We start from the raw sequence: 24,752 nt of genomic DNA on the forward strand, positions 1-24,752 counted from the left end.
ATGCAAAGGACGGCACACGCATGAGCACCGAGCTGCAGACCGCACCCACCGCGCCACGGACTGCCCGGATGGAACGGACCACGAGCGAGTCCACCGTGCTCGTCGAGATCAACCTCGACGGCACCGGGCGCTCGGACATCTCCACGACGGTCCCGTTCTATGACCACATGCTCACCGCGCTCGCCAAGCATTCCCTCATCGACCTCACGGTCAAGGCCTCCGGCGACACCGACATCGACGTCCACCACACGGTCGAGGACACGGCGATCACGTTCGGCGAGGTCCTGCGCGAGGCCCTGGGCCGCAAGGCCGGCATCCGGCGCTTCGGCGAGGCCACTGTGCCGCTCGACGAGGCGCTCGCCCACGCCGTGGTAGACGTCTCCGGCCGCCCCTACCTCGTCCACGGCGGCGAGCCCGCGGGGCAGGAGTACCACCTCATCGGCGGCCACTTCACGGGCTCGCTCACGCGGCACGTCTTCGAGGCGATCACGCTGCACGCCGGCATCTGCCTCCACATGAACGTCCTCGCGGGCAGGGACCCGCACCACATCGTCGAGGCCCAGTTCAAGGCCTTCGCCCGCGCTCTGCGCGCTGCAGTCGAACCGGACCCGCGCATCGGCGATGCCATTCCGTCCACGAAGGGGGCCCTGTGAGCACCGGACCCGCCGACGACGCGCTCCCGGAGGCCTCGGCCGACGCTCCCCGGGCAGTCGTGGCCGATCCGCACGCCGACCGGGGCCCTGCAGCCGACCCCGAGGGGCGGCCCACCGTCGTCGTGCTCGACTACGGCTCCGGGAATGTGCGCTCCGCGGTCCGTGCGCTCGAGCGTGCCGGGGCTGCGGTCATGCTCAGCTCGAAGGCCGAGGACGCGCTCAACGCCGACGGCCTGGTCGTCCCCGGCGTGGGCGCCTTCGCGACCGTCATGGAGGAGCTCAAGGCCGTCGACGGACTGCGCATCATCGGCCGGCGCGTGGCCGGCGGCCGGCCCGTGCTCGCCATCTGCGTGGGCCTCCAGATCATGTTCGAGAAGGGGATCGAGCACGGCGTGGAGGCCGAGGGGCTGGGCGAGTGGCCCGGCACGGTCGAGCTGCTGCCCGCCGAGGTCGTTCCGCACATGGGCTGGAACACCGTCTCCGTGCCGGAGGGCTCGAGGCTCTTCGAGGGCGTCGAGGACGAGCGCTTCTACTTCGTCCACTCCTACGGCGTGCAGACGTGGGACTTCGAGGTCGCCCAGCCCAAGATGGCGCCGCCCCTCGTGACCTGGAGCGAGCACGGGGCGCGGTTCATCGCGGCAGTCGAGAACGGCCCGCTGTGCGCGACCCAGTTCCACCCGGAGAAGTCCGGCGATGCCGGCGCGCGGCTCCTGCGCAACTGGGTCCGCTCGCTGCGCCGCCACCCCGCGCAGCGGGCCGCCGGCGAGGCGGCCTCCTGAGATGTGGTCCGTGCTGCTGTTCGGCCTCGCCGGACTGCTCGTGGGCGGCGTGGTGTCCTTCCGGCGCCAGGGCCTGCCCCCGTGGACCTGGATCAGCTTCGGCGTGCTCGCCGCGGCGGCGCTCGTCGCCGCCTACCTGCTGACGCTGCCTGCGTGAGGCAGCACCGATTCGTTGAGAGAGAGAACACCATGAGTGCTGGGGAGTCCGTCCTCGAGCTGCTGCCCGCCGTCGACGTCGTGGACGGCCAGGCCGTCCGCCTCGTGCAGGGCGAGGCCGGGAGCGAGACCAACTACGGCTCGCCGCTCGATGCCGCGCTCGCGTGGCAGGAGGCGGGCGCCGAGTGGGTCCACCTCGTGGACCTCGACGCCGCGTTCGGACGGGGGGACAACCGTGCCCTGCTCGCCGAGGTCGTCAAGAGCCTCTCCCTCAAGGTCGAGCTCTCGGGCGGCCTGCGCGACGACGCGTCGCTCGAGGCGGCCCTCGACCTCGGCGTCGCGCGGGTCAACCTCGGCACCGCGGCGCTCGAGGACCCGGACTGGACGGCGCGTGCCATCGCGCGGCACGGCGACCGGATCGCCGTCGGCCTCGATGTCCGCGGCACGACGCTTGCCTCGCGCGGATGGACGCAGGACGCGGGCGACCTCTGGGAGGTCCTCGCCCGGCTCGACGATGCGGGCTGCGCGCGCTACGTCGTGACGGACGTGACGAAGGACGGGACGCTCCGCGGCCCGAACATCGAGCTCCTGGCCCAGATCTGCGGCCGCACCGACCGCCCCGTCGTGGCCTCCGGCGGCATCTCGAGCCTCGACGACCTGCGTGCGCTGCGCGAGCTCGTCCCGCTCGGCGTCGAGGGAGCGATCGTGGGCAAGGCCCTCTACGCCGGCCAGTTCACGCTCGCCGAGGCGCTGGACGTCGCCGGGCGCCGCTGACCATGGCGCACGACGGCGGGGACGTGCCTCGTACGGGGAGGCCCGCCGGCGCTGAGGGTGGCGGCGCGGGGGGAGAGGGCGCGGGCCGCAACCTGCCGGGCCATATCGCCGCGGCGCTCGCCCGGGCCGGCGCGCGCACCGACTCGGCCGGACGGCCGTGGGAGGGCCGTGACCTGAGCGGGGACGGGAACCCCCTGCACCACTTCGACGACGACGACGGCCTCGCCGACGCGGGCGTCGCTGCGGCGCTGGCCGCGCTCGCCACGGGCGCCGTAGACGAGACGGGCGTCCACCGGGCGCTCGCGTCGGCGCGAGTCTTCGTGGCGGTCGTCGCGAGCCTGGCCGAGGGCGGCCTCGGCGAGCACGGCTTCGCCGAGGACAAGGAGGCGGACATGGCACTTGTCACCCTCAGCGCCCCGGACGGGCGCAAGGCGCTTCCGGTCTTCACCTCGGTGGCCCGCCTCTCCGCGTGGCATCCAGGAGCCCGGCCGGTGGCGGTCTATGCGCCGCGCGCGGCACTCTCGGCCGTGGCCGAGGAGGCCCAGCTCGTGGTGGTGGACCCGGGGGCTGAGACCACGTTCGTGCTCCGCCGGCCCGCGGTGTGGGCGCTCGCCCAGCAGCGGGAGTGGACACCCTCGTACTCCGACCCCGAGCTCCTCGGGGAGGTCCAGCAGGCTGCGGCGGGGCTCGGCGCCGTGCGCGCGGTCGAGATCTCCGCAGGTGCCGGCGTCGCCTCCCGGGACAGCAGCGGGAGGGTCCTGGCGGGCGGCGGAGCCGGGCCCGAGCTGCGGCTCACACTCGCGCTCGAGCATGGCTTGTCCGCCGAGGCGGTGCGTGAGACGGTGGCAGAGCTGCACGGCAGGCTCGCCGGGAACAGGCGCTTCGCGGAATCCGTGGACTCCCTCGAGGTCAAGGTCCGTCCGGCCCAGGACTGAGCCTGCCGCGCGTGGGCGTGCGGGCAGCGCGCGCAGAAGTGGGCGTGCGGGCAGCGCGCGCAGAAGTGGCCGCGTGGAGAACAGAGCGCGCGTTGGACGACGCGTTGGACAAGGGGGACGGCGTGGACTTCGCCCAGTACGGACAGCTGTGGCGCCGGCCGCTCGTGCGCAGGCTCCTTCTCGTGGCGATGGTCGCCCGGCTGCCCCATTCGGCAGCCGGCGTCCTCCTGACCCTGCACGTGGTCAACTCGCTCGGGCTCGGATTCGCAGCTGCGGGCGCCGTGGCCGCTGTGCTCACGATCGGGATCGCGGTCGGGGCGCCGTGGAGGGGAAGGCGCGTGGACACCGTAGGCCTGCGCCGCGCGCTCGTCCCGTCAGTCGTGGCGGAGGCGGCCGTGTGGGGGATCGCGCCGCATCTGGACTATGCCGGACTGCTCGCCGCCGCATTCGCCGGCGGGCTCTTCGCCCTCCCGGTCTTCTCGGTGGTGCGGCAGTCGCTCGGCGTCATGACCGAGGACCAGCAGCGCCGCACCGCCTTCGCCCTCGATGCGATCTGCACCGAGGTGACCTTCATGGTCGGCCCGGCCCTCGCGGCCTTCGTCGCCGTCCAGGTCTCCACCGTCGTCGGGATCACGGCCGTCGGCGTCTCTGCTGCCTTCGCGGGGCTCGCGCTCATGTGGTTCAACCCCCCGACACGCACGGGCCAGCCCGGGGCGCTGCCGACCCGCGCCCAGATGGGGGCAGACCCTGAGACGGCCGAGGACCTGGGCTCGAGCCTCGAGTCCGCCGAGCAGCCTGCGCCCACCGAGGTCGCGGCGGGGCAGGCCGACGGCGCCTCCGGGCTCGTGCGCCTCCTGCGGCGGAGGCCCGGGGGAGCGCAGTGGCTGACACTGGCCGCCGTTGTCGTCCTCGCTGTGGCCGCGGGAGCGGGGATGGTCCTCACCGGAACGGACGTCGGCATCGTCGCCGTCCTCCGCGGGCACGGCGAGAGCGCAAACCTGGGAGTGGTCTTCTTCTTCTGGTGCCTCTCCTCGCTCATCGGCGGGCTCGTCTACGGGGCGATGCGCCGTACCGTGCCGCCCATGGTCCTGCTGCTCGCGATGAGCCTCCTGACCATCCCGATGGGGTTCGCGCACGACACCGCGACCCTGAGCCTTCTCTCGATCCTTCCCGGCCTGCTCTGCGCGCCGACCCTCTCGGCAGCGTCGGAGGCCATGGCGGCAATCGTCCCGGAGGAGCGCCGGGGGGAGGCCATGGGCTGGTACGGCTCCGCGCTCACGGCGGGGACCGCCCTCGGCGCCCCGGTCACGGGCGCGATGATCGATGCCCTTGGCCCCTGGGCGGGCTTCGTCGGCATCGGGGCCGCAGGCGCGCTCACCTGCGCGGCCGCTCTGGTGCTCCTCGCGGCCCGCGGCCGCGAGCCCGCTGGCGTGCCAGCCTCTGGGGCGAACTGAGGACGCACGGGAGCCAGCCGCGCGAGCCCGGTCGGCGGGGCGTCTGGTGGGCCCAGGGGCAGACGCGAGCGCCTGCCCGCGGGTCAGTTCACGGGGCCTGTGTACTTCTCGCCGGGGCCCTTCCCGGGTTCGTCCGGAATGAGCGACGCCTCGCGGAATGCGAGCTGGAGCGAGCGCAGGCCATCACGCAGCGGTCCGGCGTGCTGTGAGCCGATCTCGGGCGCGGCCGCTGTGACGAGGCCGGCGAGGGCCGTGATGAGCTTGCGCGCCTCGTCCAGGTCGGTCAGCTCGGAGGCGTCGGGGCCCTCGGCGAGGCCTACCTTGACCGCGGCGGCGCTCATGAGGTGCACCGCGGTGGTCGTGATGACCTCGACGGCCGCCACTTCCGCGATGTCGCGCAGCTGGCCCGTCACGTCCTCGAACGCCCCTGCCGGCGCGGGACCGTCGGTCCCGAAGGAGTGGCGGTGCTCGTCGTCCGAGTCGGCGGAGGAGGGGTGATTCGGGCTCGTGCTGGTCATGCTGCTAAGCTTGACACAGACCGACTGGATGTCGTTATTCCAGTGTGGGCGCCTCCCGAGCAAGCGCAGCCGCTCCCTGCGGCCTGTGTCGATGCTGGGTTGAGCGCGTCCACCCTGTACACTTGACAGACAGTTTGCAAGCGGAGATTCCTCCCACCTGTCGGCATCCGGGCTTCCGGAGAGCTGCCGGGTAACCAGGTTGGCCGGAGCAGCACGTGCTGCCGCTCCGGGGCGGTGCCCCTTCCGGGGCGCTCCTTCCGAGGCCTCCGATTGCACCGGCAATCGGGGGCCTTCCTTGTTGCCGGGGCCGTCCTCGACACGTACAGGAGCTTGAACATTAGCGATCCACGCATCAATGAGCGTATCCGCGTCCCCGAAGTGCGCCTTGTGGGCCCGGCAGGGGAACAGGTCGGCATCGTGCGCATCGAGGATGCGCTTCGCCTGGCCGCGGAGTCAGACCTTGATCTCGTTGAGGTAGCACCCCAGGCGAAGCCCCCGGTGTGCAAGCTGATGGACTTCGGCAAGTACAAGTACGAGGCCGCGGTCAAGGCCCGTGAGGCGCGCAAGAACCAGACGAACACCGTTCTGAAGGAGATCCGCTTCCGCCTCAAGATCGACAAGCACGACTACGAGACGAAGACGGGCCACGCCCTGCGCTTCCTCGGTGCCGGTGACAAGGTCAAGGCCATGATCCAGTTCCGGGGCCGCGAGCAGCAGCGCCCGGAGATGGGGATCCGCCTCCTCCAGCGCTTCGCTGAGGACGTGGCCGAGGTGGGCGCCGTTGAGTCCGCCCCGCGGATCGATGGCCGCAACATGGTCATGGTCATCGGACCGCTCAAGAACAAGGCAGAGGCCAAGGCCGAGGCCCGCCGCGCAGCCCAGCGCGCCGCGGACAAGGCCAAGGCCGAGGCGGCGAAGAACGCCGGCGTGACCGCCGAGAACGCCCCGATGACGCAGACGCTCGGAGACGCACTCCCGGCCGAGCTCCTCGAGGCGGCCAAGGCCCGTCAGGAGGAGGCCGAGGCGTCGGCACCGGAGGCCCCGGCTGCCGAGGCTCCGATTGCGGAGGCTCCGGTTGCGGAGGCTCCGGAGACCGAGGAGGCGCCCGAGCCTGTTGAGGCGGAGACGCCCGCAGCCGAGCCCGCGGCCCCGGCCGAGGCTCCTGCACCTGAGACCCCTGCCGCCGAGGCCCCGGCCGAGGCAGCAGAGACGAAGGCCGAGGCGGCGCCCAAGCCGGCGCGCGCACCCAGGCCGGCGGAGAAGGAGGCACCTGCAGCGGCACCCAAGCCGGCAGCGGCCCCCAAGCCCACGCCGTCGGCCGCGCGCCCGACCCCGCCCAAGCCTGCAGCACCCAAGCCCGGTGCGCCGCGCCCGTCCGCGGCCGCGCCGAAGCCCTCCGCCCCGAAGCCCGCGGCTCCGCGGTCCTCGGGACGCCGGGGCAACTAGTCCGACACGGCTGCCGCCGCGCCGCCCCTGAAGAGGAGCGGCGCGGACGGCCGGTCAGTCCACCGCCCCGGCTCCGGCCGGACGGCGGCAGCAACCAGTCGGCCCGCGCGAGCAGGCCGCCAGAGAGAGCCGCGCCCCAGGGCGCGGATACGTAAGGAGATCGGTTCCCATGCCGAAGATGAAGACCCACAGCGGCGCCAAGAAGCGCTTCAAGCTGACCGGTTCCGGCAAGCTCAAGCGCCAGCAGGCCAACCGCCGTCACTACCTCGAGCACAAGCCCACGACGCTGACGCGCCGTCTGGCCGCTGACAAGATCGTCTTCCCGGGCGACGCCAAGGTCATCAAGCGGATGCTGGGCATCTGATTTCTTCCCACCCACCGGCCCTCTGAGGGCCACCAAGCCATCCCGGCCGGGCGCACAGGCGCCCGGGTGACTGGGAGAGATCTTTGAAGGAGTACGCACGTGGCACGTGTGAAGCGGGCAGTCAACGCCCACAAGAAGCGCCGTACCGTCCTGGACCGCGCGTCCGGCTACCGGGGTCAGCGTTCGCGCCTGTACCGCAAGGCGAAGGAGCAGCTGCTCCACTCGTTCGTGTACAGCTACCAGGACCGCCACAAGAAGAAGGGCGACTTCCGTCGCCTCTGGATCCAGCGCATCAACGCTGCGTCCCGCGCCAACGGCCTCACGTACAACCGCCTCATCCAGGGCCTCAAGGCCGCTGAGGTCGAGGTGGACCGCCGCATGCTCGCCGAGCTGGCCGTCTCGGACGCCGCAGCGTTCGCGGCCCTCGTGGAGATCGCCAAGAAGGCACTCCCGGCTGATGTCAACGCCCCCGCGAAGGCTTCTGCCTGAGCCCATCCCCGAAGGCGCCCGCGCCCTCCAGGGAACCGCACGGACGCCCGCACTGCGCTGCAGTGCGGGCGTCCTGCCGTCTGGGGCGCCCGTCGGCACACGCCCGCCGTCCCGCACTAGAGTTGGTCCGTGACCCCCAGCGAGACCATGACCAATCCCCGGGCCGACCGTGTGCGCGAGGTCGCCAGACTGGCCCAGCGCTCGGCACGCGCGCGGCGGCGCCAGTTCCTCGCGGAGGGCCCACAGGCGGTCCGCGAGGCGCTCCGGCTTGACGCCGACCGCAGGGACCGCGGGGCCGCCGCGGTCGTCGACGACGTGTACGCCTCGGCCGAGTTCCTCGCCCGCCACCCCGAGATCGCGGATCTGGCCGAGCGGACCGGGCGGCTCCGGCTCGCGGACGACGCCGTCCTGGCCGCCATGGCGGACACCGTCAGCCCCCAGGGGATCGTCGCGGTGTGCCGGCTGCTCGACGTCTCCCTCGAGGAGGTGCTCGCGCCCGGCCCCTCGCTCGTCGCAGTCATGTGCCGTGTCCAGGACCCGGGCAACGCCGGCACCATCCTCCGCGCCGCGGACTCCGCAGGCGCCGACGCCGTGGTCCTCACAGCCGGGAGCGTGGACGTCTACAACCCGAAGGCAGTGCGCAGCACCGCAGGGTCGCTCTTCCACGTCCCGGTGGTCCTCGGCCAGGACCCGTCCGTCCTCGCCGAGAGGCTGCGTGCCGCCGGGGTCGGCATCCTTGCGGCCGACGGCACCGGCCCGCTCGACCTCGACGAGCTCCAGGACGCCTCGGCGGCCAGGCGCAGCAGGGTGGGCGGTGCGGCCCCGGATGTGCCGGAGGCCAGCGCCGGCTACCGCCTCGAGGAGCCGACGGCCTGGCTGTTCGGCAATGAGGCCCAGGGCCTCAGCGACGAGGAGAAGGAACTCGCGGATCACCGTGTCGCAGTCCCGCTCTACGGAGCGGCCGAAAGCCTCAACGTGGGCACGGCGGCCACCGTCTGCCTGTATGCGAGCGCGCGCAGCCAGCGTCGCAGCGCGCCGGCGGGGTAGGTTGTTAGCGACCACGACAACTGGGCGCCCGGCACCTGGGATGCCCCGCAGGGGAAGGCTTTGTGCATGGCTGCTGGAGGAGGAACGAAGGCTGTCGTCGCGGCCCTCGTCGCGAACCTGTCCATTGCGGTGATGAAGTTCATCGCGTTCGCGCTCACGGCGTCCTCGTCGATGCTCGCCGAGGCGATCCACTCCGTGGCCGACTCCGGCAACCAGATCCTGCTGCTGGTCGGCGGCCAACGGGCCAAGAAGCAGGCGAGCGCCGAGCACCCGTTCGGGTACGGGCGCCAGCGCTACATCTACGCGTTCATCGTCTCGATCGTGCTCTTCAGCGTCGGCGGCCTCTTCGCCCTGTACGAGGCGTGGGAGAAGTTCAAGCATCCGCACGCCATCGAGGGACAGTGGTGGTGGGTGCCGCTCGCGGTTCTCGTCGGCGCGATCATCGCCGAGGCCTTCTCGTTCCGCACGGCGATCATCGAGTCGAACCACGTCCGCGGCAAGGAGACCTGGGTCCAGTTCGTCCGCAACGCCAAGCAGCCTGAACTCCCCGTGATCCTCCTCGAGGACCTCGGCGCGCTCCTTGGGCTCATCTTCGCCCTCTTCGGCGTCTCCATGACCCTCGTGACGGGCGACGGCCTCTGGGATGCCGTGGGCACCGCCATGATCGGCGTCCTGCTCGTCATCATCGCCGTGGTCCTCGCCCTCGAGACGAGCTCGCTGCTGCTCGGCGAGTCCGCGACGAAGGCGGACATCTCCCGCATCGAGGCCGCGCTGACCGCGGACGGCACGCAGATCATCCACCTGCGCACCATGCACCTGGGCCCCGACGAGCTGCTCGTCGGAGCGAAGATCAGCGTGCACGCGGGCGCGAGCGGCGAGGAGATCGCGCGGACGATCAACGAGGCCGAGGCCCGCATCCGCGCGGCCGTGCCGAGCGCCCGCGTCATCTACCTCGAGCCGGACCTCCACGCGGTAGAGGTGTCATAGCGCGTCCGGGATCCCCGCGCGTCCGCTGAGCACGACGACGGCCGGCTGCCTTCCGCGCGGAAGGAAGCCGGCCGTCGTCGTCCGCTCTCTCCCAGGGCCGAGCCAGGCGCCGGGCGGGCCAGCAGGCCTAGCCGACCGGGAATCGGCGCTCCAGACGGCCGCTCGCGGCCGCGATGCCGAGGCCGAGCACCGCGAGCACGGCCCCCACGTACGCCGGCGCGGTGAAGCCCCAGCCCGCGGCGATGACCACGCCGCCGAGGAATGCCCCCAGCGCGTTGGCGACATTGAGGGCCGAATGGCTCAGGGAGGTCGCGAGGGTCGCGGCGCCGGGGGCCGTGTCGAGCAGGCGGGCCTGGATGGCGGGGACGAGGAGCGAGCCCACGCCGCCCACCACGAACGCCATGACGAGCGCGGCGGGCCACCACGGGGCCGCGAGGCCATAGGCGACCATGACGAGCGCGACGGCGGCCAGCGCGCGGTAGATCGTGCCCATGACCGAGCGGTCGGCGAGGCGCCCGCCGAGCATGTTTCCCACGACCATGCCGAGCCCGTACAGCGCCACCACGAGCGGGATGAGCGACTCTGGGAGCCCAGCCACCGATGTCATCGTGTGGGCGATGTACGTGTAGGTCGCGAAGAACCCGCCGAAGCCGACCACGCCGACCGCGAGCGCGAGCCACACCTGGACCCGGCGCAGCGCCGAGAGCTCGCGGCGGATGCTCGCCTCGGGGTGCGCGGGCTCGAAGGGCACGAATGCCGCGACCATGGCGACGGTGGCGAGCGCGATGACGGCGGTGGCCACGAAGAGGAGGCGCCACCCGAAGGCCTGGCCTATCCAGGTCGCGGCCGGCACGCCGAGCACGTTCGCGATGGTGAGGCCTGACATGACTGTGGCGATGGCCCATCCGCGCTTGGTCGGGGCGACGAGCGACGCCGCGATCACCGCGGCGGTTCCGAAGTAGGCCCCGTGCGGGAGGCCGGCGGCGAAGCGGGAGAGCAGCATCGAGCCGTAGTCCGCGGCGATGAAGGACGAGAGGTTCGCCACGGCGTAGAAGGCCATGAGCCCGAGGGCGAGGGACTTGCGGGGCATGCGGGCGCCCACAGCGGCGAGCACGGGTGCACCGACCACGACGCCGAGCGCGTAGGCGGAGATGAGCTGGCCGGCCTCCGGAGTGCTGATGCCCAGGCCGCGCTCGATGTCCTTGAGCAGGCCCATCGTGGCGAACTCCACGGTCCCGATGGAGAAGCCGCCGAGCCCGAGGGCCAGCATGGCCCAGAACAGTGCCTTCGGGGCCAGGAGGGCGCTGGGCCTGGGCCCGCCCACCGTGGTGGTAGCGACGGCAGGCTCGGGTGCAGGCATGGGGTTCCTCCGGTGGGATGTGCGCTTGCGGCCTCAGGGCGGCGCGCGGTGGTGATTCGGAGGAACAGCTCTGGCCCTCTGCACCTTCAACAGTACGTGAGCGCGCTCCATTCCGGAGGCCGGCGATCGCGGCTGCCTAGACTGGCCGGGTGCAGCCTGAGACCCGTGACCAGTCCATGCCGGATCCTGCCGTGCCGGCTCCTGCCGTGCCGGTTCCCACAGCGCCTGCCGCCGGCGGTCCGGAGCCCGGCGCCGCCGACCCCGTGCCGGTGCAGGTGGTCGGGGGAGCGCTCGTCGACTCCCTGGCCAGGCCTTCGCGCCTCCTCGTGGCCCGGCGGACCTCGCCCCCGGCGTTCGCCGGGATGTGGGAGTTCCCGGGCGGGAAGGTGGAGCCGGGGGAGGAGCCCCGAGCCGCGCTCGTCCGCGAGCTGCGTGAGGAGCTCGGGATCGAGGCCCGGCTCGGCAGCGAGGTGCCCGGACCCCTTGAGCAGGGCTGGCCTCTCAACGAGCGCGCCGCCATGCGCGTGTGGCTTGCCGAGGTGGAGGACGGCGAGCCCGCGCCGCTCGAAGACCACGACGAGCTCCGGTGGCTTGCGCTCGACGCCGACTCGCTCGCGTCGGTGCCGTGGATCCCGGCAGACTTCCCCATAGTGGAGGCCCTTCGCCGGCACGTGGCCGGCTGAAGGCTCAGAAGAGGGCTTCCTGCAGGCCGCCCCGGGGCTCGGCCTGCGGGGCCCCGGCGGCCAGCACGCCTGCATCGCGATGCCCGAACTCCCCGCCGCGCCCGAACCCATGGCGGGCCTTTGCCGCTGCCACGCGACGGCCGAGCCAGGCGCGGTACTCGGACGAGGCGTAGGTCCCCTTCCCATACAGCTGCCGGTACCGGCCCACGAGGGCAGGGTGTGTCCGCGCCAGCCAGCCCATGAACCATTCCCTCGTGCCGGGGCGCAGGTGCAGCGCCCCCGCCGTCACGCCGGTGGCACCGGCAGAGGCGAGGGACCCCATGAGCGCGTCGAGGTGCTCCTCGGAGTCGGTGAGCCAGGGGAGGATCGGCATCGCCATGACGCCGCACGTCAGCCCGGCCTCCCGCAGGCGCGAGATGAGCCGCAGCCTGGCGGCGGGGGACGGCGTGCCCGGTTCGAGGGCGCCCTGGAGCTCGGGATCGAGGACCGCGAGGGAGATGCTCGTCCCGATGGGCACTTCTGCGCCGGCCGCCTTGAGCAGGGGGACGTCCCGTGCGAGGAGCGTCCCTTTCGTGAGGATCGAGAACGGCGTGCCGGACCCCGCGAGCGCCTTGATGATCCCCGGCATGAGCGCGTAGCGGCCCTCGGCACGCTGGTACGGGTCTGTGTTCGTGCCCAGGGCCACGTGCTCGCGCTTCCACGACGGCCGCGAGACCTCGGCACTGAGGACCTCGCCGACGTTGACCTTCACCACGAGCTGCTGGTCGAAGTCCAGCCCGGCGTCCATGTCCAGGTACGTATGGGTATTGCGCGCGAAGCAGTACACGCACGCGTGGCTGCACCCGCGGTACGGGTTGACGGTCCACCGGAACGGCATGGAGGACGCCGGCGGCACCTTGTTGAGCGCCGATTTCGCGGCGACCTCGTGGAAGGTGATCCCGTGGAACTCCGGCGTCCTCACGGTCCGCAGTGCCCCCGCCAGGGGGAGGAGGGGCATCTGGGCCGGCGCGGCCAGGGCGTCATCATTCGGCGACTCCCGGACCGACTGCGTGTTCCATCGCATGCCAGCTATTCGAAGACATCTTCGAAGATGTGTCAACCCCCGCCCCGCCGCGGGCTCAGCCTTCGAGCTCCCACACTGCCGTGAGGGTTGCGGCGACCTCCGCCGTCCCGGCCTCCACGGGCATCGCCTCTCCCACCGCCGCGAAGGCCACGCGCCGGAGCGGGACTGGTTCGCCGGGCCCGCCCTGTGCGGTGCCGGCGTCGATGCTGACCACGCGTCCGAGGCGGCGCCCCGCGAGCCGGGCGAGCCGTTCGGCCGCCGCGAGCGCGTCCTTCCAGGCCGCCTCCTGCGCAGCGGCCTCCGCCGCCGCCGCGTCCGATGCCTCGAGGGCCAGCCCGTGGATCCGGAGCGCGTCGCCGCCTGCAGCGACGACCGCCTCGAGGAGCGCGCCGACGCGGTCGAGGTCCCGCACCGCGAGCGTGAGCGACGTGGTCGTGGCGTAGCCGGTCACATGCGGCCCGTGGCCCTCGCTCCAGGCCGTCTCGCTCGTCACGCCGAGGCCGCTCGTGGCGAGGTCCACTCGGTCGACGCCGGCCCCCGTCGCCGCGTCGACGACGGCCCGCGCGGCGCTCGCTGCGCGGGCGTACGCCTCGGAGAGGTGCACGGACCTGGTCTCGATCCCGAGCCGGACGAGTGCGCGGTCCGGGACGAGCCGGGCAGAGCCGGTGCCGACGACGGTGACGGTGTGTGCGCCGCGGGGCGCGGCTTCCTCGGGTGTCATGGCTTCCTCACTCCGTGTCTGTGGGACCCAGCGGGCGTGCTGGCCGGCGGGGGCAGGGGGCGCGTGCGACGGCGGGGGTAGCCTCCCGCTTCGAGCCCAGCGATCTGCTCGAACGGGTTGAGCGAGCCGGGGTTGCCCGTGCGCGCCGCCGAGTAGGCGGCGGCGACGGCGTAGAGGGGGAGGAATGGCAGCCCGAGGCATGCCGCGTACTGGGTTGCATGGCGCGCCTCGTGGCCGAACAGCGCAGGCCGCGCCAGCAGGTCCTCCGCGCGCCCGCGGGTGAAGACGACGTTGCCGACCACGAACGCGGCGGCAGCGGGCAGGCGGGGGCGGTAGTGCTCGGCGATGAACAGCCCGCCGGGCCCACGGCGCAGGGGCGTGCGCGCGGCCGCCGCGAGCGCCAGGCCCAGCGGCGTCGAGAGGTTCGCGGTGTTGAGCGCGGCGCGTGCTGCGCTGCCGATGCCCCGGATGTCCCGCATAGCGCGGATGCCCCGGATGTCCTCGAGTCGCACAGGGGCATCGTAGCCGTGGAATAGACTTGGCGGGTGCCCGAGACAACGCCACCTTCCGCCGAGACTGAGGTTCCCGTGACCGCCCCGAGTGTCCCCGATCCCGTCGACGAGGCCGCCGTCAGCGCGGCTGTCGAGGACGCACTGGCCGCCATCGCCGCCGCCGGCGACCTCGAGCAGCTCAAGAGCGCCCGCATCGCGCACACCGGGGAGAAGTCCCCGCTCGCGCTCGCGAACCGTGAGATCGGCTCGCTGCCCAAGGAGTCCAAGGCTGCGGCCGGCAAGATCGTCGGAGGCGCCCGCGGCCGGGTCAACAAGGCCGTCGCCGAGCGCCAGGCCGTCCTCGAGGCCGAGGACGACGCCCGCATCCTCATCGAGGAGACCGTGGACGTCACGGCTGCCCCCCGCCGTCGACGCGCGGGCGCACGCCACCCGCTCTCGACCCTGCAGGACCGCGTGAGCGACATCTTCGTCGGCATGGGCTGGGAGATCGCCGAGGGCCCTGAGCTCGAGTCGGAGTGGTTCAACTTCGACGCGCTCAACTTCAAGCCGGACCACCCCGCGCGCGAGATGCAGGACACGTTCTTCGTCGAGCCGCCCGAGGCGCACCTCCTCCTGCGCACGCACACGTCCCCGGTCCAGGTCCGCTCGATGCTCGAGCGCGAACTGCCGGTCTACGTCCTGTGCCCCGGGCGCGTGTTCCGCACGGACGAGCTGGATGCGACGCACACGCCCGTCTTCCACCAGTTCGAGGGCCTCGCGATCGACAAGGGCCTCTCGATGGCGGACCTGCGCGGAACCCTCGAGCACTTCGCGCGGCAGATGTTCGGCGAGGAGGCCCAGATCCGCCTGCGCCCCAACTACTTCCCGTTCACGGAGCCGAGCGCCGAGCTGGACATCTGGCACCCCGGCGCCAAGGGCGGCCCGCGCTGGATCGAGTGGGGCGGCTGCGGCATGGTCAACCCCAACGTGCTGCGCGCCGCGGGCATCGACCCCGAGGAGTACTCGGGCTTCGCGTTCGGCATGGGAATCGAGCGCACGCTCATGTTCCGCAACGAGGTCGCCGACATGCACGACATGATCGAGGGCGACGTCCGCTTCAGCGAGCACTTCGGGATGGAGATCTAGTCCAATGCGAATCCCCCTTTCGTGGCTGCGCGAGTACACGCAGCTCCCCGCCGGCGCGACCGCCGAGGACCTCATGGCCGACCTGGTGAAGGTCGGCCTCGAGGAGGAGGCCGTCCACCGCCCCTCGGACTCGATCCGCGGGCCGATCGTCGTCGGCCAGGTGCTCAGCGCCGAGAAGGAGCCGCAGAGCAACGGCAAGACCATCAACTGGTGCCAGGTCCGCGTGGTGCCCGAGGGCCAGGAGCAGACGCTCGTCGGCAAGGGCATCGACCCCTCCGGCGTCCAGGGGATCGTGTGCGGTGCCCACAACTTCGCCCCCGGCGACAAGGTCGTCGTGACGCTGCCGGGCGCAACGCTCCCCGGCGACTTCCACATCGCCGCGCGCAAGACCTATGGCCACGTCTCCGCGGGCATGATCGCCTCGGTCCGAGAACTCGGCATCGGCGACGACCATGACGGCATCCTCGTGCTGTCCCGCATCGGCCTCGACCCCGAAGTCGGCACGGACGCGCTCGAGCTCCTCGGCCTGACCGACGAGGCCGCCGAGATCAACGTGACCCCGGACCGCAGCTACTGCTTCTCGATCCGCGGCATCGCCCGCGAGTACTCGCACGCGACCGGCACCGAGTCCACCGACCCGGCCAGCCTCGTGGCCGCGCCCGAGGCGCTCGAGGGGGGCTACGGCGTCGTGCTCAGCGACGAGGCGCCCATCTACGGCGTGCCCGGCTGCGACCGGTTCGTGGCGCGCACGGTGCGCGGCATCGACCCCACGCGCGCCACCCCGCAGTGGATGGTCTCGCGCCTGCGCCTTGCCGGCGTGCGCTCCATCTCGCTGCCTGTGGACATCTCGAACTACGTCATGTTCGAGCTCGGCCAGCCCACCCACTGCTACGACCTCGGGAAGCTCAGCGGGGACATCGTGGTGCGCCGCGCGGCCGCCGGCGAGACCCTCGAGACCCTTGACGGCAAGGTGCGCACCCTCGACCCCGAGGACCTGCTCATCACCGACGGCTCGGGCCCGATCGGCATCGCGGGCGTCATGGGCGGCGCCTCGACCGAGTGCTCCGACACGACCGTGGACGTCCTCGTCGAGGCCGCGCACTTCGACCCGGTGAGCATCGCGCGCTCGCGCCGCCGCCACAGGCTGCCCTCCGAGGCGTCCAAGCGCTTCGAGCGCGGCGTGGACTGGCACGTGGCCCACGTGGCCGCGCAGCGCGTCGTGGACCTCCTCGTCGAGCTCGGCGGGGGAACGGCCGACGATGCCGGCACCGACGTGGGCACCGCGCCGGAGCCGGTGCGCATCAGCCTGCCCGAGGGCTTCGTCTCCTCCCGGATCGGGATGGAGTTCAGCGACGAGCTCATCACGCGCGCGCTGGGCGAGCTCGGGGCGACGGTCGAGCGCGACGGCAGCGGCTTCGCCGTCGTGCCCCCGAGCTGGCGCAATGACCTCGAGACCAAGGAGGACCTCTCCGAGGAGGTCGCCCGTCTTGTCGGCTACGACAAGATCCCCTCTCGCCTGCCTGTTGCACCGCCGGGACGCGGCTACTCCCGCACCCAGCAGCAGCGCCGCCGGCTCGTCCAGGCGCTCGCGGACGCGGGCCTGACCGAGGTGCTCGCATACCCGTTCGTCTCCAAGGGGCACAACGAGACGTTCGGCACGGCGAAGGAGGGCGCCCCGCTGCCCGCCGTCAAGCTCGCCAACCCGCTGAGCGAGGAGCACGGCTGGCTGCGGGCCTCGCTCCTGCCGGGGCTCGTCGAGATCGCCCGCCGCAACCACGGCCGCGGCTTCCGCGACCTCGCGCTCTTCGAGGCGGGCCTCGTCTTCCTGCCGGACGAGGGGCCGCTCGGCACCGAGTCCATCCCCCCGCTCGGGGCGAAGCCGTCCGAGGAGGTCCTCGACGCGCTCTACGACGGCCTCCCGGACCAGCCGCTGCACGTGGCCGGCCTGTTCACGGGCAAGGACTCGCCCGAGGCGCCCGGCCACACGCCGCGCGCCTGGGACTGGGCCGACGCCCTCGACTTCGCGCGCCTCGCCGCCGATGTCCTCGGGGTGGAGCTCGTGGTCGCCCAGGGCCAGCACCAGGCGTACCACCCCGGACGCGCCGCCGCGCTGAGCCTGCGCACCGGCGAGACGGTCGGGTACGCCGGCGAGCTGCACCCCAAGCTCCTTGCCGCGCTGGACCTCCCGGCCCGCACGGTCGCGTTCGAGCTCGATGCCGACGCGCTCTTCGAGGCGGCAGCCGACGTGGTGGTGGCCAAGCACCTCTCGACGTTCCCGGTCGCGACGCAGGACGTCGCTCTCATCGTGGACGCCGCGGTGCCGGCGGCCGAGGTGCTCGCCGTGCTCCGCGAGGGCGCCGGCACGCTCCTCGAGGAGGTGAGCCTGTTCGACGTGTACACGGGCAAGGGGATCGAGCCGGGCAGGAAGTCGCTCGCGTTCGGCCTGCGCTTCCGCGCCGACGACCGCACCCTCACCGCCGACGAGGCCTCGGAGGCGCGCGCCGCCGCCGTGGCGCTCGCGGCCGAGCGCTTCGGCGCCGTCCAGCGCTGACGCACCGGGCTCTCGGAGGCAGCCGTGCTCCTGCGGGCAGTGCCGCTCGGTTCCCCCGGGTCGGCGCTGCCCGCTGGCGTCCCCACGGCCGGTGAAGCCGAGCGCGCCCGCGCATTCGGCGATCCGGCCCGCGGGCACCGCTTCCTGTCGGGCCGCCTCGCCCTGCGCGCGCTCGTCGCCGAAGCGGCCGACGCCGACCCCGGGCTCGTGCGCCCGGCCTACCTGTGCCCGGACTGCGGCGTGGGGGAGCACGGGGCGCCCGGGTTCGTCCTCGGGCACGACGGCGGGGTGCTCCGCCCGCTGCCCGTTGCGGCGAGCATGTCGCGGGCAGGCGGCTGGGCCCTCCTCTCCGCCGAAATGGGGGTCTTGACCGCCGAAATGGGGGTCTTGACCGCCGAGGTGGGGGTCCTGACCGCCGAGGTGGGGGTGCGCGTCGGCGTCGACCTCGTGGCCGTCGCAGACCTGCGCCGTGCCATCCCGGATGAGGCCCTCTCGGCTGCCGAACGGCGTCGTGCGCACACCGCCGCGGATCCTGCCGAGGAGGCCGCCCGGCTCTGGGCGCGCAAGGAGGCCCTCGCAAAGGCACTCGGGACGGGGCTGCGCGACGATCCGGCCGAGCTGGAAACGCTCGACGACGGCCGCGTCGCCGACCTCGACACCGCGGCGCTCGGCCTTCCCCCAGGCTTCGCAGCGGCCCTCGCCCGAGTGCCCGGATGCGGGCGCTGCGCACCCGCAACGCCGGGCGCCTAGGACGGGAACGCCGGCAGCCGCTCCTCCCACAGCCACGGCCGCAGCACGCGAGCGGCACTGAACCCGCGCGCGCCCGCGCCGACGCGGTCGAAGAGCTCCACCACCTCGCCGGTCGAGGCGTTCGCATGCCGCTTCTCGGAGCACAGGGCGCGGAGGGCGCGGAAGAACCGGTCGTCGCCGACCGCCTCCCGCAGGGCGTGGAGGGCGAGGGCGCCGCGCTTGTAGACGCGGTCGTCGAACATGAGATCCGGGCCGGGGGCGCCGATCACGAGGTCCTGCCTGCGCGAGGCGAGGAGCTTCCACGCGGCTCCTGCCCGGGAACGGGTGGAACCCTGCCCGGCCTTCTCGCTCCAGAGCCACTCGGCGTAGCACGCGAAGCCCTCGTGGAGCCAGATGTCCTCCCATTGTCCGACCGTGACCGAGTTCCCGAACCACTGGTGTGCGAGCTCATGGGCGAGGAGCCGCTGGGACTCCCACGAGCGCGTGATGTGGTTGCGGCCCATGATGGAGAGCGTCTGCGCCTCGAGAGGGATCTCGAGCGCGTCCTCGGTGACCACCACGGTGTAGTCGCGGAACGGGTACGGGCCGAAGAGCCCGGAGAAGTGCGCGACCATGTCCCGCTGGTCCGCCAGGCCGGCCTCGGCGGCGGTGCGCAGCAGGGGCGGGACGGCGGCGTACACGCGCACCGGGGGAGCGCCGCCGGCGCGGACCCGGCCGAGGTCCAGCATGTGCCACCGGCCGATCAGCACGGTGGCGAGGTACGGGGCCATGGGCTCGTGCTGCTCGTACACCCACGTCTCCCGGCTGGCCTTGCGGCGGTGGCCCACGAGCAGCCCGTTGGCCACGACCCGGTAGCCTGCGTCCGCGGTGACGGTGGTGCGGAAGGCCGCCTTCTGCGACGGGTGGTCGTTGCACGGGAACCAGGTGGGCGCTCCGGTGGGCTGGCCCGCGACGAGGACGCCGTCGGCGAGTTCCTCCCAGCCCACCTCGCCCCAAGTGCCGGACGACGGCGAGGGGTTGCCTTCGTAGCGCACCTCGACGTGGAAGTCCCTTCCGGCTGCGAGGGGCGAGGACGGGACGATCCGGAGCTGGTCGCCGCGCTGTACCACCTTGGCGGGCTTCGCGCCGTCGACCTGGACCCTCACCGCGCGCAGGCCGACGAGGCTGAGAACGATGTCACCAAGGGTCTCCTCGGCCCTCGCCTGCAGGCGTGCGCGGCCGGCAAGCCGGTTGCTCGCCAGGCGCACGTCCAGATCGAGCGCGTAGTGGCGCACCGTGAAGGACGGGCTGCCGTGCCCTGGCGTGTAAGGGTCGGGGAGGAGGGGGCGCGCGAGAAGCCGGGCCCTCTGGTCTGAGGGGCGGCTGTCCGTCTGGGCGGCGGGGTTCGTGGGGCTCACCGGGTGGGGACCTCCGGCTCCTTCCATGGCACGACGGGGTTGCCGCGCCAGTAGGTGTTCGCGGGGACGTGCTCGCCGCCCATGACGAGGGAGGCGGGGCCGACAGTCCCGCCGGCTCCAATGGCTGCCCCGGGGAGGATCACGCCGTGGGGCCCGAGAGTGGCGCCGGCGCCGAGGGCCACGGGCCCGATCCGCATGATCCTGTCGTGGAAGAGATGGGTCTGGACGACGCAGCCGCGGTTCACGGTGGAGTTGGCGCCGAGCTGGACGAGATCGGCCTCCGGGAGCCAGTAGCTCTCGCACCAGGCGCCAGGGCCGATCCTCGCCCCGAGCGCCCTGAGCCACACGACGAGCGCGGGCGTTCCCGCGGCCGAGCGGGCGAACCAGGGCGCCGCGACCATCTCGATGAAGGCGTCCACGACCTCGTTGCGCCAGATGAACGGGCTCCACAGTGGGTGCTCCCCGGCCCGGATCCGGCCCACGAGGAGCCACTTGGCCGCCACCGCCGAGGCCGCGGCCACGCCGCCGGCCGCGAGGAGGACGGCGCCCCCGAGCAGGGCGGCAGCGGCGTACCCCCACTGCGCGGCGATCCAGTCCAGCGCGACGACCACGCCGACGGCGATCGCCACCGTGAGCACGACCGGCACCGCCCGGCACAGCTCCCACGCGGCGCGGGCCGCCTTGAGGCGGGCTGGGGGATGGAAGGTCCGCTCGAGGTCGGCCGCCGCCGGCGTGCGCCGCAGGCGCACGGGCGGGCTCCCGAGCCACGAGGACCCGGACTTGGCCTTCTTCGGGGTCGCGGAGAGCACGGCGACGAGCCCGTCCTTGGGCACCGCGCGTCCGGCCCCGGTCATGCCCGAGTTGCCGAGGAACGCCCGCTTGCCGACCTTGGCCGGGGCGACCTTCATCCAGCCGCCGCCCAGCTCGTACGAGGCCACCATGGTGTCGTCGGCGAGGAACGCACCGTCCCCGATGGTCGTCATCGAGGGCACGAGCAGTACGGTCGACGCCTCGACGCCGCGCCCCACCGTCGCGCCGAGCAGCCTCAGCCACGCCGGCGTGGCGAGGCTCGCGTAGAGCGGGAAGAGCAGGTCCCGGGCCATGTCCAGCACGCGCTCGGTGGCCCAGACCTGCCAGCCCTGCCGGCTCCGGATGCGCCAGTGGCCCTCCCGGAGGCCGAGCCCGAGGAGGCGTGTGGTCCCGGCGACGAGGAGGGCGTTGATACCGAACCACACGGCGGCCGCGAGCGGGGCCGCCGCCAGGAGGGGCCCGGCCGCGGCGTGCAGGGAGGCGTGGCCCGCCGCGGCCCAGGCGAGCACGAGGGCGGCGGCGGCCCCCGAGGCGTAGGGGATGAGGGCGATGAGCGAGGAGCCCGCGCCGAACGCGGCGAGCCACAGGAGCTCGGTGAGGCGCGTGCGCCGCGCGTGGTGCTCGGGCCAGTCCGGCTTGGCCTTGCCGACGCGCTCGGCCGGAGAGCCCGCGACGCGGACTCCGGACTTGACCTTCCCGGACACGCACGAGCCGGGCTCGACGATCGCGTCCGCGCCCACCCGCGCGCCCGGCAGGAGCGTGCTGCGCGCCCCTACCGTGGCGCCCGCGCCCACGGTGATGCCGCCGAGGTAGAGCCAGTCGCCGTCGATCCACCACCCGGACAGGTCCACCTCCGGTTCCACCGAGGCGCCCGGGCCCAGCGAGAGCATGCCCGTCACCGGCGGAACCGAGTGGAGGACGGCGTCGCGCCCTATCCTCGCCCCGAGGGCGCGCGCGTAGTACGGGACCCAGGGGGCACTCGCGAGGCTCACGGCCTGGGCCAGGTCCGCGATGTGCTCGGCGAGCCACAGGCGCAGGTGCACACTCCCCGAGCGCGGATACCGCCCGGGGCGGATCCCGCGCAGGAGCACCCGCGCGGCGCCCACCGAGACCGCCATCCGGCCCACGGGGCTCACGAACACGAGCCACGACGCGGCGACCCACCACCAGGAGACGGTGGGCGCAGCGGCGAACCCGGCCACGGCGGCGAGCACGTTGTCCGCGGCCATGAGGACGGTGAGCCAGCGCATGCCGACGAGGATGAACAGGGGCACGCCCATGAGCGTCTGGACGGCCTGCGTCCGCGCGGCGGTGGGCCGCACGGTCCGCTCCGGGGCGGCCTCGCCGCCGGGTGCGCGCCCGCTGAGCGCCTCGACGAGCGCGCCGAGCCGCGGATGCGCGTAGAGCTCGGCAACGGTCACGGTGGGGTAGCGGCGGCGCAGCGCGGTGACGAGCTGCGCGGCCGCAAGCGACCCTCCGCCCGCGGCGAAGAAGTCGGCGTCCAGGCCCGAGGGGCGGGTGCCCAGGACCGCCTCCCACTGCTCCGCGATCCAGCCGGCCTCGCCCTCGAGCGCAGGCGCGGCCTGCCCGGCCCCGGGGCCCTCCTCTGCGCCCGGGAGCGGCCACGGCAGCGCGGCGCGGTCCACCTTGCCGCTCGTCTTCGTGGGGAGGGAGGGGACGACGGCGAGCACGGGCACGAGCGCGGCCGGCAGCTCGCGCGTGAGGTGCTCGCGGGACGCCGCGAGGTCCGGCACCGCGCCGTCCGCCGCCGCGAGGTACCCGACGAGGATCTGGTTCCCCGCCGCCGTCGTGCGCACGGCAGCCGCGGCGCCGGCGACCCCGGGCAGGGACTGGAGTGCGGCGTCGACTTCGCCGAGCTCGATCCGGCGGCCGCCGAGCTTCACCTGCTCGTCGGCGCGCCCCACGAAAAGCAGGCCCGCCGGGTCCCATGTGACGAGGTCCCCCGAACGGTAGGCGCGCTCCCACCCGAGCGTGGGCAGCGGGGCGTACTTCTCCGCGTCCTTCTCCGGGTCGAGGTAGCGGGCCAGGCCGACGCCGCCGATGATGAGCTCGCCCGTGGCGCCCTCGGCCACCGGGACTCCCTCGGAGTCCACGACCGCGAGGTCCCAGCCGTCCAGCGGCAGGCCGATCCGGACCGGGCCCGTGCCGTCCAGAGGAGCTGCGCACGCGACCACGGTGGCCTCGGTGGGACCGTAGGTGTTCCACACTTCGCGGCCGTCCACGGCGAGGCGCGCAGCGAGCTCGGGAGGGCAGGCCTCTCCGCCGAAGATGAGCAGGCGGACGTTCTCGAGCGCCTCGGCGGGCCACAGGGCGGCCAGCGTCGGGACGGTGGAGACGACGGTGATGCCCCGCTGCACGAGCCACGGGCCCAGGTCCATCCCCGTGCGCACGAGCGCCCGCGGGGCCGGCACGAGGCAGGCACCGTACCGCCATGCGAGCCACATCTCCTCGCACGAGGCGTCGAACGCGACCGAGAGGCCGGCCAGTACCCGGTCGTCGGGCCCGAGCGGCTCGGCCTGCAGGAAGAGCCGAGCCTCGGCGTCGACGAACGCCGCCGCCGAGCGGTGCGAGACCGCGACACCCTTCGGGGTCCCCGTGGAGCCGGACGTGAAGATGACCCAGCAGTCGTCCTCCGGCCCGGGCGGCCGGGGAGCGGGGAAGGGCGTGGGGCGGCCGCGGTCCACGACGAGGGAGCCGCCGCCCCGGATGATCCCGGCGACGCGGGCCTCGCCGAAGACGAGCTTGGCCCGCTCGTCGGGATCGTCCGCGTCCACGGGCACGTATGCGGCCCCGATGAGCAGGACGGCGAGGATGGCGGTGTACAGCTCGGCAGTGCCGGAGGGGATGCGGATCCCGATCCGGTCCCCGGCGCCGAGGCCAGCCGCGTGGAGCGTGCGGCCCATGGCGCGCACCTCGTCGAGCAGCTCGGAGTACGTGAGCGACCGGGAGCCGTCATCGAGGGCAGGCGCCTCGGGGAACGCCGCCGCGCTCGCGGTGAGGATGTCGATGAGCGTGCGCGGCGCAGGGGTCCGGGCCGAGCCGGGCAGCTGCGGGGCGTGCTGCCGCACGGCTGCCCCTGGGGGTCCTGGGTTCTCGCTATCGGTCAATGCCGTGCCCTCGGCTCACTCGTGGCTGTCGTCCCGGTCATTGTCGCAGGGAGGTCAGGGAACCAGGAGGACCTTGCCCGTGGTCCCCCGGCCCTCGAGCGCGGCGTGCGCGGCGGCCGCGTCCCTCAGCGGGAACTGGGCACCGATCCGGACGCTGAGTGAGCCGTCCTCCACCGCGCCGAACACCTCGGCCGCCCGCCAGCGCCGCTCGTTGGCGTTGAGGAGGTGGTGCCGGAGTGTGGGGCGGGTGATGGACAGCGAGCCGCCCGTGTTCAGGCGCTGCAGGTCGAACGGGGGAACCGGGCCGGAGGCGGCGCCGAAGAGCACGAGGGTCCCGCGGATCCGCAGGCTCGCGAGCGAGCCGTCGAACGTGTCCTTCCCCACGCCGTCGTACACGACGTCGACCCCGGCGCCCCCGGTCAGCTCGCGGACGCGCTCGGGGAAGCCCTCGTAGCGGAGCACGTGGTCCGCCCCGGCACCCTCGGCGAGCTCGGCCTTCGCCCCGGTCGAGACCGTGGTGATGACCCTCGCCCCGCGAGACTTGAGCATCTGGATGAGCAGGAGCCCCACGCCGCCGGCGCCCGCGTGCACGAGCGCCGTCTGGCCAGACTCGATCCGGAAGCTCGAGGTCACGAGGAAATGCGCCGTCATGCCCTGGAGCGGCAGCGCGGCGGCGGTGAGGAGGTCCACCCCCTCCGGGATCGGCAGGGCCCTCTCGGCGTCCACGAGCGCGTACTCCGCGTAGGTGCGGATCCCCTCCGCCGTGGCGATCCGGTCCCCGTGGGCGAAGCCCTCCACGCCTTCGCCCACCGAGGCGACCACGCCCGAGGCCTCGGCGCCCGGCGTGAAGGGGAACGGCACGCCGTAGACGCCCTGGCGCTGGTACGTCTCGACGAAGTTCACGCCCGCGGCGGCGACCCGGATGAGGAGCTGGCCCGGACCGGGCACCGGCATCTCGGCCTCGGCCTGTGCTAGCACCTCCGGCCCTCCGGGGGCAGTGGCGACGATGGCGTGGATCATGGCTCTCCTCACGGTGCGGAAGTCGGCAGG

Annotated in this window: 23 protein-coding genes; 15 read left to right on the top strand and 8 right to left on the bottom strand. The window is 73.3% G+C overall.

All coding sequences use genetic code 11. The annotated features are described in order from the left end of the window. The first annotated feature begins 20 nt into the window (after positions 1 to 20). From hisB to ABCQ75_RS01415, 6 genes are all read left to right on the top strand, one after another. Positions 21 to 653, top strand: coding sequence for an imidazoleglycerol-phosphate dehydratase HisB (gene hisB, locus ABCQ75_RS01390; protein WP_345882653.1), 633 nt, complete (start codon positions 21 to 23; stop codon positions 651 to 653). Between the two features lie 59 nt (positions 654 to 712). Beyond that, positions 713 to 1,432, top strand: a complete 720-nt coding sequence (gene hisH, locus ABCQ75_RS01395; protein ID WP_345882929.1) for an imidazole glycerol phosphate synthase subunit HisH — start codon at positions 713 to 715, stop codon at positions 1,430 to 1,432. Positions 1,433 to 1,442: 10 nt separating this feature from the next. Further along, on the top strand, positions 1,443 to 1,589 hold the full coding sequence (locus tag ABCQ75_RS01400) for a hypothetical protein (protein WP_345882941.1): 147 nt from the start codon (positions 1,443 to 1,445) through the stop codon (positions 1,587 to 1,589). A 32-nt stretch (positions 1,590 to 1,621) separates the two neighbouring features. Further along, entirely contained in the window at positions 1,622 to 2,362 is a 741-nt protein-coding gene (gene priA / locus ABCQ75_RS01405) for a bifunctional 1-(5-phosphoribosyl)-5-((5-phosphoribosylamino)methylideneamino)imidazole-4-carboxamide isomerase/phosphoribosylanthranilate isomerase PriA (protein WP_345882655.1), read from the top strand. Then, on the top strand, positions 2,359 to 3,297 hold the full coding sequence (locus ABCQ75_RS01410) for an SseB family protein (protein WP_427916019.1): 939 nt from the start codon (positions 2,359 to 2,361) through the stop codon (positions 3,295 to 3,297). The genes priA and ABCQ75_RS01410 overlap by 4 nt, the downstream gene beginning before the upstream one ends. A 122-nt stretch (positions 3,298 to 3,419) precedes the next feature. Continuing rightward, positions 3,420 to 4,751 carry an MFS transporter gene (locus ABCQ75_RS01415; RefSeq protein WP_345882930.1) on the top strand — a complete coding sequence of 444 codons (1,332 nt, stop codon included), beginning with the start codon at positions 3,420 to 3,422 and terminating at the stop codon, positions 4,749 to 4,751. Between the two features lie 83 nt (positions 4,752 to 4,834). Here the strand turns inward: ABCQ75_RS01415 and ABCQ75_RS01420 are convergent, their stop codons facing one another. Then, positions 4,835 to 5,269: a DUF1844 domain-containing protein gene (locus ABCQ75_RS01420; protein ID WP_345882659.1), complete on the bottom strand. Its 435-nt coding sequence runs from the start codon at positions 5,267 to 5,269 to the stop codon at positions 4,835 to 4,837. 330 nt (positions 5,270 to 5,599) lie between these two features. On the opposite strand from ABCQ75_RS01420, the gene infC reads away from it, so the two are divergent. From infC to ABCQ75_RS01445, 5 genes are all read left to right on the top strand, one after another. Then, positions 5,600 to 6,715, top strand: coding sequence for a translation initiation factor IF-3 (gene infC / locus ABCQ75_RS01425; protein WP_345882661.1), 1,116 nt, complete (start codon positions 5,600 to 5,602; stop codon positions 6,713 to 6,715). A gap of 169 nt (positions 6,716 to 6,884) precedes the next feature. Next, positions 6,885 to 7,079, top strand: a complete 195-nt coding sequence (rpmI, locus tag ABCQ75_RS01430) for a 50S ribosomal protein L35 (protein WP_077489229.1) — start codon at positions 6,885 to 6,887, stop codon at positions 7,077 to 7,079. A gap of 99 nt (positions 7,080 to 7,178) precedes the next feature. Next, positions 7,179 to 7,568, top strand: coding sequence for a 50S ribosomal protein L20 (rplT, locus tag ABCQ75_RS01435; RefSeq protein ID WP_345882665.1), 390 nt, complete (start codon positions 7,179 to 7,181; stop codon positions 7,566 to 7,568). A 147-nt stretch (positions 7,569 to 7,715) separates the two neighbouring features. Beyond that, positions 7,716 to 8,615, top strand: coding sequence for a TrmH family RNA methyltransferase (locus tag ABCQ75_RS01440; protein ID WP_345882931.1), 900 nt, complete (start codon positions 7,716 to 7,718; stop codon positions 8,613 to 8,615). A 66-nt stretch (positions 8,616 to 8,681) separates the two neighbouring features. Beyond that, complete coding sequence (locus ABCQ75_RS01445; protein WP_345882667.1) at positions 8,682 to 9,602, top strand: cation diffusion facilitator family transporter; 921 nt, start codon at positions 8,682 to 8,684, stop codon at positions 9,600 to 9,602. Positions 9,603 to 9,729: 127 nt separating this feature from the next. Here the strand turns inward: ABCQ75_RS01445 and ABCQ75_RS01450 are convergent, their stop codons facing one another. After that, positions 9,730 to 10,872, bottom strand: coding sequence for an MFS transporter (locus ABCQ75_RS01450; protein WP_345882932.1), 1,143 nt, complete (start codon positions 10,870 to 10,872; stop codon positions 9,730 to 9,732). 239 nt (positions 10,873 to 11,111) lie between these two features. Between ABCQ75_RS01450 and ABCQ75_RS01455 the strand changes: the two genes are divergently transcribed. Continuing rightward, a complete protein-coding gene (locus ABCQ75_RS01455) occupies positions 11,112 to 11,645 on the top strand; it encodes a (deoxy)nucleoside triphosphate pyrophosphohydrolase (RefSeq protein WP_345882669.1) in 534 nt (177 codons plus the stop codon). Positions 11,646 to 11,649: 4 nt separating this feature from the next. On the opposite strand, the gene ABCQ75_RS01460 is transcribed toward ABCQ75_RS01455, so the two are convergent. From ABCQ75_RS01460 to ABCQ75_RS01470, 3 genes are read right to left on the bottom strand one after another with little or no spacing between them, the layout of a single operon-like run. Further along, entirely contained in the window at positions 11,650 to 12,708 is a 1,059-nt protein-coding gene (locus ABCQ75_RS01460; protein WP_345882670.1) for an Rv2578c family radical SAM protein, read from the bottom strand. A 55-nt stretch (positions 12,709 to 12,763) separates the two neighbouring features. Beyond that, positions 12,764 to 13,429 (bottom strand): SIMPL domain-containing protein, encoded by a 666-nt coding sequence (locus ABCQ75_RS01465; RefSeq protein ID WP_345882672.1) that lies wholly within the window; start codon positions 13,427 to 13,429, stop codon positions 12,764 to 12,766. Then, positions 13,426 to 13,941: a hypothetical protein gene (locus ABCQ75_RS01470; protein ID WP_427916017.1), complete on the bottom strand. Its 516-nt coding sequence runs from the start codon at positions 13,939 to 13,941 to the stop codon at positions 13,426 to 13,428. The genes ABCQ75_RS01465 and ABCQ75_RS01470 overlap by 4 nt, the downstream gene beginning before the upstream one ends. Before the next feature lie 33 nt (positions 13,942 to 13,974). On the opposite strand from ABCQ75_RS01470, the gene pheS reads away from it, so the two are divergent. Genes pheS through ABCQ75_RS01485 form a run of 3 tightly spaced genes read left to right on the top strand, consistent with a single transcriptional unit; the run spans position 13,975 to position 18,367 of the window. Next, the gene (gene pheS / locus ABCQ75_RS01475; RefSeq protein WP_345882675.1) at positions 13,975 to 15,066 is read left to right on the top strand and encodes a phenylalanine--tRNA ligase subunit alpha; all 1,092 of its coding nucleotides are present in this window, start codon (positions 13,975 to 13,977) and stop codon (positions 15,064 to 15,066) included. 4 nt (positions 15,067 to 15,070) lie between these two features. Further along, entirely contained in the window at positions 15,071 to 17,617 is a 2,547-nt protein-coding gene (gene pheT / locus ABCQ75_RS01480; protein WP_345882677.1) for a phenylalanine--tRNA ligase subunit beta, read from the top strand. A gap of 24 nt (positions 17,618 to 17,641) precedes the next feature. After that, the gene (locus ABCQ75_RS01485) at positions 17,642 to 18,367 is read left to right on the top strand and encodes a 4'-phosphopantetheinyl transferase family protein (RefSeq protein ID WP_345882679.1); all 726 of its coding nucleotides are present in this window, start codon (positions 17,642 to 17,644) and stop codon (positions 18,365 to 18,367) included. On the opposite strand, the gene ABCQ75_RS01490 is transcribed toward ABCQ75_RS01485, so the two are convergent. The 3 genes from ABCQ75_RS01490 to ABCQ75_RS01500 all read right to left on the bottom strand — a co-directional run bounded on the left by ABCQ75_RS01490 (position 18,364) and on the right by ABCQ75_RS01500 (position 24,722). After that, positions 18,364 to 19,764 carry a M1 family metallopeptidase gene (locus tag ABCQ75_RS01490; protein WP_345882681.1) on the bottom strand — a complete coding sequence of 467 codons (1,401 nt, stop codon included), beginning with the start codon at positions 19,762 to 19,764 and terminating at the stop codon, positions 18,364 to 18,366. The genes ABCQ75_RS01485 and ABCQ75_RS01490 overlap by 4 nt on opposite strands. Beyond that, the gene (locus ABCQ75_RS01495; RefSeq protein ID WP_345882682.1) at positions 19,761 to 23,663 is read right to left on the bottom strand and encodes a Pls/PosA family non-ribosomal peptide synthetase; all 3,903 of its coding nucleotides are present in this window, start codon (positions 23,661 to 23,663) and stop codon (positions 19,761 to 19,763) included. Before ABCQ75_RS01495 ends, ABCQ75_RS01490 begins: the two co-directional genes overlap by 4 nt. A 93-nt stretch (positions 23,664 to 23,756) precedes the next feature. Continuing rightward, the gene (locus ABCQ75_RS01500; RefSeq protein WP_345882684.1) at positions 23,757 to 24,722 is read right to left on the bottom strand and encodes a quinone oxidoreductase family protein; all 966 of its coding nucleotides are present in this window, start codon (positions 24,720 to 24,722) and stop codon (positions 23,757 to 23,759) included. Positions 24,723 to 24,752: the final 30 nt, after the last annotated feature.

This window comes from Sinomonas halotolerans, from assembly GCF_039615075.1.
GTDB lineage: Bacteria > Actinomycetota > Actinomycetes > Actinomycetales > Micrococcaceae > Sinomonas > Sinomonas halotolerans.

What these genes read in the sequence shown, in the direction of transcription:
- hisB (WP_345882653.1), top strand. Translation starts at nt 21, where the DNA reads ATGAGCACCGAGCTGCAGACCGCACCCACCGCGCCACGGACTGCCCGG.
- priA (WP_345882655.1), top strand. Translation starts at nt 1,622, where the DNA reads ATGAGTGCTGGGGAGTCCGTCCTCGAGCTGCTGCCCGCCGTCGACGTC.
- ABCQ75_RS01420 (WP_345882659.1), bottom strand. Translation starts at nt 5,269, where the DNA reads ATGACCAGCACGAGCCCGAATCACCCCTCCTCCGCCGACTCGGACGAC.
- rpmI (WP_077489229.1), top strand. Translation starts at nt 6,885, where the DNA reads ATGCCGAAGATGAAGACCCACAGCGGCGCCAAGAAGCGCTTCAAGCTG.
- ABCQ75_RS01440 (WP_345882931.1), top strand. Translation starts at nt 7,716, where the DNA reads ATGACCAATCCCCGGGCCGACCGTGTGCGCGAGGTCGCCAGACTGGCC.
- ABCQ75_RS01445 (WP_345882667.1), top strand. Translation starts at nt 8,682, where the DNA reads ATGGCTGCTGGAGGAGGAACGAAGGCTGTCGTCGCGGCCCTCGTCGCG.
- ABCQ75_RS01450 (WP_345882932.1), bottom strand. Translation starts at nt 10,872, where the DNA reads ATGCTGGCCCTCGGGCTCGGCGGCTTCTCCATCGGGACCGTGGAGTTC.
- ABCQ75_RS01460 (WP_345882670.1), bottom strand. Translation starts at nt 12,708, where the DNA reads ATGCGATGGAACACGCAGTCGGTCCGGGAGTCGCCGAATGATGACGCC.
- ABCQ75_RS01465 (WP_345882672.1), bottom strand. Translation starts at nt 13,429, where the DNA reads ATGACACCCGAGGAAGCCGCGCCCCGCGGCGCACACACCGTCACCGTC.
- pheT (WP_345882677.1), top strand. Translation starts at nt 15,071, where the DNA reads ATGCGAATCCCCCTTTCGTGGCTGCGCGAGTACACGCAGCTCCCCGCC.
- ABCQ75_RS01500 (WP_345882684.1), bottom strand. Translation starts at nt 24,722, where the DNA reads ATGATCCACGCCATCGTCGCCACTGCCCCCGGAGGGCCGGAGGTGCTA.